16 protein-coding genes are annotated in these 13,672 nt (G+C 67.0%); 12 read left to right on the forward strand and 4 right to left on the reverse strand.

What is annotated here, in order from left to right:
- The first annotated feature begins 48 nt into the window (after positions 1–48).
- The 8 genes from NA11_RS16115 (at position 49) to NA11_RS16145 (ending at position 7,291) form a co-directional block, all read left to right on the forward strand.
- Positions 49–1,344, forward strand: a complete 1,296-nt coding sequence (locus tag NA11_RS16115; RefSeq protein ID WP_084654659.1) for a DegT/DnrJ/EryC1/StrS family aminotransferase — start codon at positions 49–51, stop codon at positions 1,342–1,344.
- Positions 1,341–2,510: an MFS transporter gene (locus tag NA11_RS16120; RefSeq protein WP_069162704.1), complete on the forward strand. Its 1,170-nt coding sequence runs from the start codon at positions 1,341–1,343 to the stop codon at positions 2,508–2,510. Before NA11_RS16115 ends, NA11_RS16120 begins: the two co-directional genes overlap by 4 nt.
- Positions 2,507–3,514, forward strand: a complete 1,008-nt coding sequence (locus NA11_RS16125) for a sulfotransferase (protein WP_084654660.1) — start codon at positions 2,507–2,509, stop codon at positions 3,512–3,514. Before NA11_RS16120 ends, NA11_RS16125 begins: the two co-directional genes overlap by 4 nt.
- Before the next feature lie 4 nt (positions 3,515–3,518).
- Positions 3,519–4,334, forward strand: coding sequence for an SDR family NAD(P)-dependent oxidoreductase (locus NA11_RS16130; RefSeq protein WP_069162706.1), 816 nt, complete (start codon positions 3,519–3,521; stop codon positions 4,332–4,334).
- Between the two features lie 50 nt (positions 4,335–4,384).
- On the forward strand, positions 4,385–5,260 hold the full coding sequence (locus tag NA11_RS16135; protein WP_069162707.1) for a family 3 encapsulin nanocompartment shell protein: 876 nt from the start codon (positions 4,385–4,387) through the stop codon (positions 5,258–5,260).
- A gap of 7 nt (positions 5,261–5,267) precedes the next feature.
- Positions 5,268–5,558, forward strand: a complete 291-nt coding sequence (locus tag NA11_RS46315; RefSeq protein WP_218023318.1) for an FAD-dependent oxidoreductase — start codon at positions 5,268–5,270, stop codon at positions 5,556–5,558.
- A 62-nt stretch (positions 5,559–5,620) separates the two neighbouring features.
- Positions 5,621–6,547 (forward strand): NAD(P)/FAD-dependent oxidoreductase, encoded by a 927-nt coding sequence (locus tag NA11_RS16140; RefSeq protein WP_218023319.1) that lies wholly within the window; start codon positions 5,621–5,623, stop codon positions 6,545–6,547.
- A gap of 6 nt (positions 6,548–6,553) precedes the next feature.
- Positions 6,554–7,291, forward strand: coding sequence for an aspartate/glutamate racemase family protein (locus NA11_RS16145; RefSeq protein ID WP_069162708.1), 738 nt, complete (start codon positions 6,554–6,556; stop codon positions 7,289–7,291).
- 62 nt (positions 7,292–7,353) lie between these two features.
- Here the strand turns inward: NA11_RS16145 and NA11_RS16150 are convergent, their stop codons facing one another.
- Positions 7,354–7,941: a GNAT family N-acetyltransferase gene (locus NA11_RS16150; RefSeq protein WP_218023320.1), complete on the reverse strand. Its 588-nt coding sequence runs from the start codon at positions 7,939–7,941 to the stop codon at positions 7,354–7,356.
- A gap of 43 nt (positions 7,942–7,984) precedes the next feature.
- Between NA11_RS16150 and NA11_RS16155 the strand changes: the two genes are divergently transcribed.
- From NA11_RS16155 to NA11_RS16165, 3 genes are all read left to right on the forward strand, one after another.
- On the forward strand, positions 7,985–8,581 hold the full coding sequence (locus NA11_RS16155; RefSeq protein WP_069162709.1) for a TetR/AcrR family transcriptional regulator: 597 nt from the start codon (positions 7,985–7,987) through the stop codon (positions 8,579–8,581).
- A 91-nt stretch (positions 8,582–8,672) separates the two neighbouring features.
- Positions 8,673–9,323, forward strand: a complete 651-nt coding sequence (locus NA11_RS16160) for a hypothetical protein (protein ID WP_069162710.1) — start codon at positions 8,673–8,675, stop codon at positions 9,321–9,323.
- A gap of 225 nt (positions 9,324–9,548) precedes the next feature.
- Positions 9,549–10,205 (forward strand): SRPBCC family protein, encoded by a 657-nt coding sequence (locus NA11_RS16165; RefSeq protein WP_069162711.1) that lies wholly within the window; start codon positions 9,549–9,551, stop codon positions 10,203–10,205.
- 116 nt (positions 10,206–10,321) lie between these two features.
- Here NA11_RS16165 and NA11_RS16170 read toward each other — a convergent pair whose 3' ends face one another.
- Together NA11_RS16170 and NA11_RS16175 are read right to left on the reverse strand one after the other, a co-directional pair.
- A complete protein-coding gene (locus NA11_RS16170; RefSeq protein ID WP_069162738.1) occupies positions 10,322–10,987 on the reverse strand; it encodes a response regulator in 666 nt (221 codons plus the stop codon).
- Positions 10,965–12,224 (reverse strand): sensor histidine kinase, encoded by a 1,260-nt coding sequence (locus NA11_RS16175; protein ID WP_141717610.1) that lies wholly within the window; start codon positions 12,222–12,224, stop codon positions 10,965–10,967. The genes NA11_RS16170 and NA11_RS16175 overlap by 23 nt, the downstream gene beginning before the upstream one ends.
- Positions 12,225–12,478: 254 nt before the next feature.
- On the opposite strand from NA11_RS16175, the gene NA11_RS16180 reads away from it, so the two are divergent.
- Positions 12,479–12,718, forward strand: coding sequence for a helix-turn-helix domain-containing protein (locus tag NA11_RS16180; RefSeq protein ID WP_069162713.1), 240 nt, complete (start codon positions 12,479–12,481; stop codon positions 12,716–12,718).
- A gap of 7 nt (positions 12,719–12,725) precedes the next feature.
- Here NA11_RS16180 and prcB read toward each other — a convergent pair whose 3' ends face one another.
- Entirely contained in the window at positions 12,726–13,532 is an 807-nt protein-coding gene (gene prcB / locus NA11_RS16185; protein ID WP_069162714.1) for a proteasome subunit beta, read from the reverse strand.
- Positions 13,533–13,672 lie beyond the last annotated feature (140 nt).

Raw genomic sequence — 13,672 nt, forward strand, 5'->3', positions numbered from 1 at the left:
GCGGGTAGTGGCAGCTCGCCTGCGTTCGATTGTTGGGTAGGAAATGCGATGGCGGACAATGAGATCGACAATTCGGCATCGATCCGGCCGGTGCCGGTAGCCATCGATTCGCGACTGGCACTCGACGGCGGAAGTCCCGTCCGGCAATCACCGTGGCCGACCTACGATCGCGGCGCGGTGTGCGTTTATCCGGAGGACGAGGAAGCGGCACTGCGCGCGATCCGCAGCCACCTCTACTTCCGCTATGACTACCGCCCCGCGCACGAAACCGAATGCGGCAGGTTCGAGGCCGAGCTGTGCCGCTACTTCGGCTGCAAGCACGCGCTGGCCACCTCGAGCGGCACCACCGCGCTGGCACTGGCCATCATGGCGGCGGGCATCGCACCGGGGAGCCTGATCGCCTGCCCCGGTTTCACTTTCGCGGCGACACCGAGCGCCATCATGCTGGCCGGATGCACTCCGTTCCTGGTCGATGTGGACGAGGACCTGCACCTGGATGTCGCCGATCTGCGCAAGCGGTGGACCTCGGAGATCAAGGGAATCATGGTCGTGCACATGCGCGGCTTCGCCGGGGACATGGCCGCGCTGCTCGATTTCGCCGACGACATGGGCGTGCCGGTCTTCGAGGACGCAGTCCCCGCACTCGGCGCGGAATTGGGCGGCCGCAAACTCGGCACGTTCGGTTTGGCAGGCGCGTTCAGCACACAGTCGGACAAGTCGCTCAACAGCGGCGAGGGCGGCTTCCTCGTCACCGATGACAGCGCGCTGTTCGCCCGCGCCACAGTGCTTTCCGGCGCGTACGAAGGACGCCTGCGCCGCCACTTCCCGGACGGTGAACCGCCGATCCCCACCGATCTCGACCTGCCGCTGCTCAGCTTCCGGATGGATGAGATCCGCGCGGCATTGCTGCGTTCCGAACTCGAACGGCTCCCAATTCGCTTGGCCGCCTTCCGAACCAACTACGACTACGTCGCCTCGGCACTGGCCGACGTGCGCAATATCCAGATTCGCAGGCCCGTTGCGCCCGGCGCTTATTTGGGCGAGGCGTTCATCTTTCGCGTGCCTGGACGCGCGCAGTGGTTCGCACGAGCGCTGTGCCACGAGGGTATCGAGGCACGCAATCTTGGTTCCGACGCCGACACCAACATCAGGGCGTTCTGGAATTGGCGGTTCCTGTTCACCGGGATGGCGACCGCGGCCGTGCAGGACCTGCTGCCGAACGCGACCCGGTATCTGCAAGAGGCCGTGGATATTCCGCTGTCCTCGACGCTGACCCAGGCGGATTGCGACCATCTGATCGCGGCGGTGCGCAAGGTTGCCGAGGCTGCGGCCGGTCAGCCATGACGGCGCCCTCCGAAACCGGAACCATCCCCCGCCTGGCGCTGGCCGGCGTCTTCGGCGGGCTGTTCTGCGGATACCTCGGCCTGTCCGCGGCGATCCCGGTACTGCCCGCCCACGTTCGGGACCAGTTCGGCGCAGGCGATCTCGCGGTGGGGCTCGCGGTCACGTCCACCGCGCTGACCGCGCTGCTCACCCGCCCGATCTTCGGCGGGCTGGCCGACCGGTACGGACATCGCTCGGTCATGCGGTTCGGCGCCGTCGCCGTCGCGGCGGGCGGGCTCCTCTACTTCCTACCGCTCGGCCTGGTCGGCCTGCTCGCGGCGCGCCTGCTGGCGGGCATCGGCGAGGCCGCGCTGTTCACCGCCGGCGCGGTCTGGACCGTCACACTCGCACCGCACCACCGGCGCGGCCAGATGATCGGGCTCTACGGGGTCGCGATGTGGGGCGGTATCTCGCTGGGCACCGCACTCGGCGCTGCCATCCGGCCGCTCGGCATAGAAGCCGTGTGGGCCTTTTGCGCGGCCGCGCCGCTCGTCGGTCTGATCCTGATCAGCATCGTCCCGCCGCAGCCACACGCCCAACCGTCCAAGGGCGGACGCGGGTTGCTCCTTCGCCCCGCGGTGCTGCCCGGCCTCGGCCTGGCACTCGGGGCCGCAGGCTATGTCGGCCTGGCCGCGTTCGTCATCCGCGACCTGGAGCTGCGCGGAATCGACTCGGGCGTCATCGTTTTGAGCACGTTCAGCGCCGTCTACGCGGGCACCCGCCTGGTGATCGGACACCTGCCGGACAAGCTCGGGCCGCGGCGGGTCGCATCCTGGTGCGGCGCAGGCGAAGCCGCGGGACTCCTGATCATCGCGGTGGCGCCGAACCTACCGGTGGCGGTGCTCGGCGCCGTCGTCATGGGTGTCGGATTCTCGCTGCTGCACCCGTCATTGGCGTTGATGGTCATGAACAACACCGAAAGCGCGAAGCAGGGTGCGGCGATCGGCGCCTACACCTCGTTCTGGGACCTCGGCCTGTTCGTCTGGGGCCCGGCCACCGGCGCGATCGCGGCCGGGTTCGGTTACCCGGCCGTCTTCGTGGTCGCAGCGGGGTGCGCCCTCGCGGCGTCGTTGCTGGCCATGACGATCCCGCAAACGGTGCGCACGGAGAAGGCGGTCGACGCATGACGAATACCCCATCGAGCAACGGCAGAGGCACGGGAGCCGACGGGGTGGGCGGCCGGACACCGCTCAAGGTGCTGTGTATCACCGGCTGGTGCCGCAACGGCAGCACCATCATCGGCAACATCCTCAACGAGATTCCGGACTTCTTCCACGTCGGTGAGCTGCATTTCCTCTGGAAGAACGCGGCGGGCCGCGGCGTCAACGAGGCGTGCGGCTGCGGGCTGAAGCTGGTCGAATGCCCGGTGTGGTCGACCATCCTGCCGATCGGACAGCCACAGGGAAGCACGCTGGTCGAGCACGCCGACGCAGTCATCCGACGTCAACTCGGCAGTGTGCGGACCCGGCATACCTGGCAGGTGCTCGGACGCGGTCTGCACAACGAGCAGATTCGTGCGCACGCCACACTCATGACCGACGTCTACCACGCCATCGCGGCGCGCCGAAGCGCACGGGTGATCGTCGACACCACGAAGATCCCCGGCGAATCGGCGCTGCTCGAGCATCTCGACGGGATCGTCCCGTACTACGTCCACCTGGTCCGCGATCCGCGGGCGGTGGCCCAATCATGGAGCAAGCCAAAGGAATACGTCTACGCGATGGGGCCGGGCAAGAGCACCGGCTACTGGACCGGATTCAATCTCGCCGCGCGCGCGATCACCAAGCGGTACCCACAGCGCTCGATGTTCCTGCGATACGAGGACTTCATCGCCGATCCGGCGGGCACCATCGACCGGCTGCTTCGGTTGTGCGACAGCACGATCGAAGCGAATCCGATGACCGATCGGACGGTGCAGTTGCACACCAATCACACGGTCACCGGGAATCCGGACCGATTCCACACCGGCGCCACCGTCATTCGTCCGACCGACGACGGGTGGCGCACCGGGCTGTCCAAGTCGGCGCTGAGAACCGTTGCGGCACTGTCGTGGCCGCTCGCGCGCCGGTACGGGTACGGCACCGCGGGCGTACCCGCCCGCGATGCCACGAAGTCGAAGGAAAGGGGCTAGCCGAGTGGAATTGGGTCTCCAGAACAAGGTCGCCCTGGTGGCAGGCGGGTCGAGCGGCATCGGCTTGGCGATCGCCAGCGAGCTCGCCGCCGAAGGGGCACACGTCGCCATCGGCGCACGCGATCCCGGTCGGCTCGCGACGGCGGAGCGTGCCATCAAAGAGGTGGCGCGCGCCAGGGTGCACGCCACCAGCGTCGACATCACCGACAGCACGGCCACCCGCCGGTGGATCGACGAGGTCGTCGCCGAGTTCGGCGCGTTGCACGTCGTCGTCGTCAGCGGCGGCACCCCGCCGACCGGCAACGCGGCGGATTTCGCAGTAGCGGACTACCGGACAGCTGTCGACGGCGTACTGATACCCGCTGTCGACGTGGCACTTTCGGCGCTGCCACATCTTCGGAGCGCGGGCTGGGGCCGGCTGCTCTTCGTCGCGTCGGAGACAGCGAGCGTCCCGAGCAGCGGGCTGGCGCTGTCCGGCGTGACCCGCGCCGCCATCGTCCGGTTCGCCCAGTCCCTCGCCGCGGAGGTCGGCAAGGACGGCGTCACCGTCAACGTGCTCGCGCCGAGTGCGACGCACACTCCCCTGCTCGAACGCGTTGCGGCGCAACGCGCTACCGACGGCCGGATCGACGACCAGTTGACGGCCATGGGCACGCACACCGCCGTGGGACGGATCGCCCGCCCCGACGAATTGGCCGCCGTTGCCGCCTTTCTGGTGAGTACCCGGGCCTCCTACATCACCGGCACGGTCCAGCTGGTCGACGGCGGGGCGAGCGTGCTCGGCCCGACGTGGTCGCATCGCGCCACCCCATCGGAGTGAACAGCGCTCGGTATCGAACGAGCGCGCAACACCGCTTCCCAGGAGGGAACATGCTGAAGACAGATGGCATCAAAGAGACGCTCGCGCAGGTGGTCTCGGACCGCAAGCAGGAGTTGTCGCCGGGGCGGATGTTCGTCGAGTGCTGCACGAACAAGGGACTGGACGCCTCCGTCGAGTACGAGGTCACCATCACCGATACGCTGACCAGCTCCCGGCGCAAATCCCGTTACCCCGCCCGAAACATCTTCAAGGCCATCGACCTGTCTCGTGATCCGCGCCAATTCTATTGGCACGAAAGCCCGCCCGAGCCGGGCGACGCTCCGATCGACGGCGCCGACGTGCGCAGGGAACTGGCCAGCCGATTCCACAAGTCGCCCATCCCCGAACTGCTCACCACCACGGCGTGGGTGCAGGTGCCGCCCGGGCTGTGGGAGGATCCCGAAACCTTCGAGTCCTTCATCAACTATCGCCTGATCGTCCGGCTGTGCACCGCCGAGAACCACACGATCCTCAGCGGCGAGGGCGGCCTGCTGAACATGCCCGGGATCGCCCGCATGACCGACCCGGGGCCCTTCGCCTCGACCATCCTGCGCGCGTGCAACGAGGTCGAGCAGATGGGCGGCACCGCCGACGGCCTGATCCTCAACCCGGTCGACTACTACCGGGCCATGGGCTCCGGCACGCTGATGACCGACCTCGAACAGAACGGCGTGTTCATCGTCCGCACCCGTCTCGTCGAACCGGGCAGTGCCATCGTCGGCGACTTCGGCCACGGCGCACAGCTTTTCGATGCGGGACGGTCGGTGATCCAGTTCGCCGAGCCGCCGCCAGGCACGTTCGCCGAGCCTGGTCCGGCGATCATGGCAGAGATCTACGAGCGCGTCGTCGTCAATCTGCCGACCAACTTCTTCCTCGTCACCGTGTAGGCCGGATGTGACAAGTAAGGACGCCGACCCCGATGTGGTGGTCATCGGCGGCGGGGTCGCCGGTCTGTTCTGCGCGTACCACCTCCGGCGCAGCGGTGCCACGGTCACCGTGCTCGAGCGCGGCGCGCTCGGCGGGCCGCAGTCGTGTTCCACCGGGAACACGGGTTTCGTCGGCACGCACGGCGCCGCACCGCTGGCCGAGCCGTGGATGGGCTCGATGCGTGCGCTCGGCATGCTGCATCCGGACGCGCCCTTCTACGTCCACCTGCGCGCTGACCGCGAATATTGCGCTGGCTGAGGCATTTCGGGCGGGCTTGCACGCCTGCGGCCGCGGCCGCGGGCTTCCGGACGCTGGTCGGGATGAAGAAGCGCAGCCTCGACCTACTGGTCGAACTCTGCGAATCAGCAGACATCGCGGCCACCTTCGAGTCGCCAGGCATCATCCTGACGTACAAGACCGCACGCGGATTCGCGGAGGCGGGACGATCCGTGGCGCGCGCCGTCGCGGGCGGTGTCCCGCTGCGTGTGCTCGACGCCGGGGAACTCGACGAACTGGAGCCGAAGACTCGGTTCGACATCGCCGGTGCGTTGTACAACGCGGAAGGCGCCTATCTACGCGTGCCGGAGTTCATCCACGAATTCGCCCGCATGCTAAGGGCTCTCGGCGTCGACATCCGCGAGCACACCGCCGTCACCGACTTCGAGGTCGGCGCGGGCACGATCCGCAGGCTACACACGACCAGCGGGGAGTTTCGCGGGCGAGACGTGGTGCTCGCCGCGGGCGCGTGGTCCACCGAGTGCGCGCGGATGGCCGGGATCGAGCTGCTGCTCCAGCCGATCAAGGGCTACAGCGTCACCGTGGACATGCCGCCCGGCGGCCCCGGCCGGCCGGTGTTGCTCAGCGAAGGGCGAATAGCGCTGGTTCCGCTCGGTGATCGGCTGCGCATCGGCGGCACGCTCGAGCTGACCGGCATGCACACCACCGTCTCCGCACGCCGGCTGGACGGCATGCTGCGCACCGTCCGCGACTACCTGCCCGACTGGGCGGAAACACCGATCCACGAGACGTGGAGCGGGCTTCGGCCTGCCACACCTGACGGACTACCGCTGATCGGCCGAGCCGGACCGCGAAATCTGTTGGTCGCGGCCGGTTACGGCCACATCGGCATGGGCCTCGCCCCCGCCGCGGGCGAACTTGTCGCCCATCTCCTTGCCGGCACACAGCCGGTGCTGGATCCGATCCCCTTGCGGCCGGACCGTTTCGGCCGCACACCCCTGAAGCGATAACCAGAAGTGCAACAAGATTTCCCCGGCGACATCACCATCGGTGTGCTCTGTCTCGATACCCAATTCACCAAGATCCCCGGTCACATTCGCAATCCGACGACCTTCGATTTCCCGGTGGTCTATCAGGTGGTCCATGGCGCGACACCGCAGCGCATGGTGACCGAGGCCGATCCGACGCTGCTCGAGCCGTTCATCATCGCCGCCAAGGAACTCGAAGCCCGCGGTGTCGCGGCCATCACCAGCGGATGCGGTTTTCTCGTCCTGTTCCAACAGCAGCTTGCCGAGGCTGTGCGCATCCCGCTGTACAGCTCCAGCCTCATCCAGCTGCCGATGGTGCACCGCATGCTCGCTGCGGACCGCACCGTAGGTCTGCTGGTGGCCAGCAAGAACTCCCTCACCGCGCGTCACCTCCGGGCGATCGGCGGCGAATCAATATCCCTCTGCGTCGCCGGAATGGAAACGCACCAGGAATTCCGCGAGGTCATCCTGGAAGGTCGCCGCACCGAGCTCGACGCCGACCGTCTCGGCGCCGAGGTGCTCGACGAAATCGATCAGCTGGCCGCGGCCAACCCCGACATGGGCGCGCTCATCATCGAATGCACCGACCTGGTCCCCTACGGACACGCAATCCAACAACGCCTAGGCATCCCCATTTTCGACATCGTCACCCTCACCACCATGCTGCACAAAACCTTGTCCCACACCCCCTTCAGCCACAGGCACCATCAACGCCGGGATGGCTGAGGGGTGCGGTTCTCGGCGGCCCTAGTTCCCCTCCGAATAGGGCCACGTCTGTCTGCGCAGCCTCAGCTATCCACGGCGCTCGCAAGGGTTTTCACGCGTTTACCGGTTTGCCATTCGGCGGCGAGGATCGCCCAGACCTGTTTGTCGTAGCGCGTGCCGTCGTAGGGCCATGCCGCGCGCCGCACTCCTTCGAGGGTCATGCCCAAGCGTTCGGCGACCGCGGAGCTGCGGTTGTTGTCTGCGCGGCAATGCCATTCGGCCCTGTGCATTCCCCGAGTGCCGAAGGCCCAGTCCAACAGGGTGCGGCAAGACGCGGTGATCAGACCCTGGCCTTCGGCGGCCGGCTCCAGCCAGCAGCCGATTTCGCAGACTCCGGTGGCGGGGGTGAAGTCGACGAACATCACGCCGCCCACCAGGAGGTCGTGGAGCCAAATGCCGTACAGGCGTTGACCGTCCGCGGCTTGGCGTTCGCCGTACCACCGCAGCGTGGCTCGGGCGCCGTCGAGGTCGTCGGTGACGAAGGCGGGTCCGACGAACGGGCGGATGTGCTCGCGCGCCCGGTCCAGATGCGCGGCGAACTCCTCGGCGTGCCAGGTCTCCAGCGGGCGGAGCTGCGCGGAATCCCTTAGCGGGAGGGAGAACACGATCACCTCTCATTCACATAACGCTTGTTATTTCTATTACCCTAGCAGCATGCCGCGCCCCAAGGGAGATCACGAAGCTCGCCGTCGCGACGTCTCCGAGGCGGTCTGGAAAGTGTTGACCACACGGGGATTCGGCGGTTTGACGCTGCGCGCCATCGCCGCCGAGCTCGGCGCGACGACCGGGTTGCTCACCCACTATTTCCCCAGCAAACGTGACTTGGTCGCGTACGCGCTCGCCCTGCTCACCGAACGGACCATCGCTCGTCCGCGCCGCGAAACCGGTCCAGGCATGGCCGCGGTGCGCAACGTCCTGCTGCACCGGCTCCCGCTGACCGACGAGGCGAGGGACATCAACAGGATCTGGGTCTCCTCCTGGGACACCGCCCTGGCCGATCCAGCCATCAGCGCCGATTACGAGACCAAGTACGCGCAGACCCGCGAGAACATGCGTGAGCTGATCGTCGCCGCACAAGAGCTCGGCGAGTTCCCTGACCGCGATCCGGCGCGCGTCGCCGCAGGCGCCATCGCCTTCACGACCGGCCTGATCGTGCAGGCCCTGTTCTCCCCCACCGCGTTTCCGCCCCACCGCCTGGTCGAACTTCTCGACGACTACCTCGACGCATTGAACGCCCCACTGGACCGGTAGGTGGACTGGTCGACACACGCTGCGGCACTGACATTTAGGCTCAGTTCGGCCGTGGTGCGCTGCTGTGGTCGTTGGAGGAGGAAGAGTGCGGATGATGGGCAAGGGTCGCCCGCTACGCGCGGTGCTCGGCGTACTACTCGGGGTCGTCGCACTGATGCTTGTGCTGACGGCATGCACCAAGGAGTCCGGTCCCACCGCGGCGGCGACACGCACGCCGATCCCGAGTGCGGTGCCGACCACCGTCAGCCCGACGAGTTCGAAAGCACCGCAAAGCAATCCAGGAACTCCCCAAGCCGCGGAGGTCGGCAGGCCGAAACCGATCGAGCCTGCCCAGCCCGCCGCTCAGCCGCCGCCGGCACCCGGCGGTACCGACAACTGCGGTGACCAGTGCGGCATAACTCCAGGCGGCACCGACAACTGCGGCCCCGGACAATGCGGCATCCCACCCGGCGGTACCGACAACTGCGGCCCCGGCCAGTGCGGCGAAGGACCTACGGACCAGTGCGGCCCGGTGTCCCGCGGAAAGCCCGGTCCCACAGACGGTTACGTGAAATGCACCGATAAGATCAACTATGCGGGCGACCCACGGTCGAACGCGGAGATCAACACCATCGGCGAGCAGACCGGCAGCTGCCCCGAGCCGATCCGGCCCACCGTCACGGTGACGCCGACCCCGACGTCCACGGTGACCACGTCGCCGAGTCCGGCGCCGACCACCGTCACCACCTCACCGGCGAAGTAACGTCGATCGACACCTCAGCTGGTTCACCGCAGTGAGCCGGCCCCTCGGCAACGATCGAGGATTCGACCTACCCTCCCACTCGATCCGACCCAAACAAGCTGCGCCACAACGCGAGTTAGAAGGCCTAACTCGCGCTATTGACACTCACATCCCCTAGTTATAGGTTCTAACTAAGTCGAGAGACGCTAACTCGAATCGAAACCTACTCCGATGAGGAGAGCAGCCATGCCGAACTCGCCACTCCGCCACCGCACCACCCAGGTCCTGATCACGCTGGCCGCCACGGCCGCGCTGACCACCGTCACCGCATGCGGCAGCGACACCAGTGCGACCGAGCCGAGTCACCCAATGCCCGCCGCGCAAACATCCCCGGCCGGACTCACCTGCGGAGGGCAAGGCATCGACGCCAAGGCCCCCATCCACTACCGCACCGAAACGGTGATCAACGCACCCCTGGACACCATCTGGAACCTGCAGACCGACGTGGAACGCTGGCCGTCCTGGCAGCAGCCCGTTCTCACCAACAAACGCCTGGATTCCGGTCCGCTGCAAGCAGGTTCACCCTTCCAGTGGACCACCCCCGCCCCCGCAACGGCCACCACCCCCGCCACCACCCTGACGATCACCTCCACCGTCCAACAGCTGGCGCACAACTCGTGCATCCGTTGGAGCGGGCCAGCGGTCGGCGACGGCCTGCACATCGAAGGCGGCATCCACGTCTGGACCTTCACCAAGGTCGACGGCGGCGTCCTGGTGCGCACCGAAGAGAACTGGAACGGCACCCAGGTCGAAGCCGACGTCCCCACCTCAACCGCCTTCCTCGGCGCAGGCCTCGAAGCCTGGCTGAAGGACCTGAAGGCCACCGCCGAAGCCAAGCGTTGAAGCCGATCCCCCAGCCCACCAACAGCATTGGCGCCGACTCCCGTGGTGCGCGTCGTTGAACGCGTGCCGCCGCAATCCCGGAACGCGTGCCGCGGCAATCCCGCTGCGGGGCATCCCTAGGAGCGACCGGGGACCACCAAGCCGGTTTCGTAGGCGACCACCACTGCTTGGGCGCGACTGGTGAGGTCGAGTTTGTGCATCACGCGGTAGAGGTGGGTCTTGACGGTGCCGTTGCTCAGGCAGAGGTGGGCGGCGATTTCGGTGTTGGAGATGCCGGTGCCGACCAGGCGGAGTACTTCGACTTCGCGGGCGGTGAGGGTGCTGAGGTCGGGGTGCGGCTTCTCGCGCGCGACGGTCCGGTCGGCGTATTCCTCGATGAGGCGGCGGGTGATGGTGGGTGCGATGAGCATGTCGCCGGTGGCGACGGCGTGGATGGCGGCCAAGACCTGTTCGGGCGAGGCGTCTTTCAGGAGAAAGCCGGAGGCACCGAGGCGGAGTGCGGTGTAGACGTACTCGTCGAGGTCGTAGGTGGTCAGGATGAGCACCCGCGGCGGGTGCGGCGCGTGGGTGGCGAGGATGCGCTCGGTGGCGGTGATGCCGTCCATGCCTGGCATGCGAATGTCCATCAGGACCACGTCCGGCCGTTGGCGCGCAACAAGTGCGACCGCTTCGTCGCCGGTGCCCGCCTCGCCCGCCACGTCGAGCTGCGGGCTGCTGCGGATCAGCGCGGCGAGGCCGCCGCGGACGAGGGGTTGATCGTCAACTACCAGGACGCTGATCATCGAGCCGTCCATCGCCGACTGGTCGAGGCTGCCGATCCGCGGGCGGTTCATCAGCAGTCGACATCGGCAATGTCAGCATGACCCGAAATCCCTTCTGCGGCAAGGCACCTGCGGTCAGCGTACCCCCGTACAGTTTGGCCCGCTCACGCATCCCGATCAACCCTTGTCCGCCGGCCGCCGAACCGGCGCCAGGTGCGGCACCCGACCCGTTGTCGACCACCTCGACGACCACGTCGTCGACCCGGTAGGCGATGGTCACCCTAACATGGGCGCTACCAGCATGTTTGAGCACGTTGGTGAGCGATTCCTGGACGATTCGATAGATGCACAGCTCGGGACCGGGCGCCAACCGGCGGACGGTGCCGGTGACGTTCTTGGTGACCGGCACCCCCGCCGCGGTGACGTTGTCCACCAGCTCGTCGAGCCGATCGACACCCAGATCCGGCTCCACGAGCGGCACAGCCTGCGGGCGGTCGGGATCAACGCGGAGCAGGGTCAGCAGCCGCCGCATGTCTTCGAGCGCCTTACCACTGGCATCGCTGATGGCCTGCACCGCCGAGTATGCGGTGGTCGGATCGGTATGGAAGACATAGCGAGCCAGGCCTGCCTGAATCGAGATCGCCGACATGTGATGGGCGACAACATCATGCAACTCGCGCGCCAACCGGACCCGCTCCTCGACGACCGCGCGCCGCGCTCGCGCGATCCGGTCCCGATCGAGCTGCTCGGTCAGCTCGGCCAGTCTTTCGTTGCGCGCCACCAACAACCGCCGGACGTTGCCGAGCATCCATGCCGTGAGACTGAACTGCGGCGCCAACACCAGGATCATCCACAGTGCCATCTCGCCGGTCACCTGCGCGGCGAAGATCTGCGCGAGCGTGTGTGTCACCGCGGCAGGCACCGACCGGCTCGGCGGACAGCGGGCGGCAACCGTATACAACGCAAGGAGCACGCCTGCGCCGTTCAACGCTTCCCAATATCCGGCCGCGGCAAAGGCGGCCATCCCGGTGCAGCACACCACGAAAACCGGGATGGGCGCGCGGTTCCGGAATATCACCGGCAGATTGGACAGCACGATCAACGCGGCGCCGAAGAGGTCGAGCTGCTTGACCCCCGAGGCGTAGTTGCTGTGCGCGGCGAGCAACGCGGCACCGGTGATGACGAACGGCCCGCCGATGTCCCGGATATGCGGTAGCGCCACACTCCAGCGCTGCGCCAACCCGACCACCGTCCCCACTCGCCCACCATATTCCGGCACGCACGAGCAGTCATCCACTCGCGGTACACCTTTGCCTACTACCAGGGTTGACCCCGAGTACCGGCACCGCCGTACAGGTCGCCAGGAAAGACAACTCTCACCCGATGTACCGAATCAGCCTTCCTCGTAATTTCAGAGGGGTACGGCGGTGCCGAACACCCTGGCAACCGCCGAGAGCTGCCCACGAGGACGACTCGATGCCGGGCGAGTCAAGCACCGAATGAGAGGCCGCAGTGCACACACAGCTGTACCCACTGGACACGCTCACCGAACGCCAGCGCCAGGTCGCCGAGCTGGTCGCGACCGGACTGACGAACCGCATGGTCGCCAAGCAGCTCGAGCTCTCGGAATGGACGGTGGTCAACCATCTCCGTCAGGTGATGGTGAAACTCGACTGCCCGTCCCGCCTGCACGTCGCCCTGATCATGATGCGGGACAAGAACTCCGCCGTCGACGAAGCGGCCACCTCATGACCCGTGCTCAGTGCCCGGCACGGTCGGCGAGCAGGGCACGGGTGATCTCGACGAAACGATCCTCGGAAACCTGCTGCGCGCCTTCGGCGTTGATGAGGATGCCGGTCGGGTAGATGCCGCGCAGCACGTCGGGGCCGCCGGTCGCGGTGTCGTCGTCGGCGGCGTCGAACAGTGCCTCGACGGCGATGCGCAGCGCCGTGTCCTCGTCGATGCCGCGGGTGTGGGTCTTCTTCAGCGATGATTTCGCGAAGAGGGAGCCGGAGCCGACGGCGGCGTAGCCGAATCGTTCCTCGCTGCGACCGCCGACAACATCATAGGAGAGAATCCGGCCCGCTTTGTCCGGATCGATGGCGTCGACGTCGTAGCCGACCAGCAGTGGGACGACCGCCATGTCCTGCATGGCGGCGGGGAGATTGTCGCGCACCATCTTCGACAGCTTGTTGGCCTTGCCCTCGAAGGTCAGCGTCACGCCCTCGATCTTCTCGTAATGCTCGAGTTCGACCGCGAACAGGTTGAGCAGCTCGACCGCCATGCCCACCGTGCCCGCGAAACCGGCCGCCGAATAGGAGTCGGTGATGAAGACCTTCTCCATGTCGCGGCTGGCGACCAGATGGCCCATGGTGCCGCGGCGGTCGCCGACGAGCAGGACGCCGCCGCGATACGTGAGGGCGACAATCGTGGTCCCGTGCGGCGCGATGTCCCCGTGCGCGGTCCCGACACCGAAATCGGTCGGCGGCAACAGTTCGGGCGCGTGCCTGCGCAGGTATTCGGAGAAGGAGGACGACGAGTATCCCTCATCGAATTCATCCACCATCGCAGCCCTACTTCCACGCCCATGATCACCAAACTGGTAGTCGACAGTACCCGTTCGATCAGGGTGTCGCCGCCCGCCACCGGCATGGGTGGCGCGAATATCCAAGACGACCGGCCCACCGGTGGCGAAGAATTTGCCGC

It is taken from the genome of Nocardia altamirensis NBRC 108246, from assembly GCF_001612685.1.
Classification (GTDB): Bacteria; Actinomycetota; Actinomycetes; order Mycobacteriales; family Mycobacteriaceae; genus Nocardia; species Nocardia altamirensis.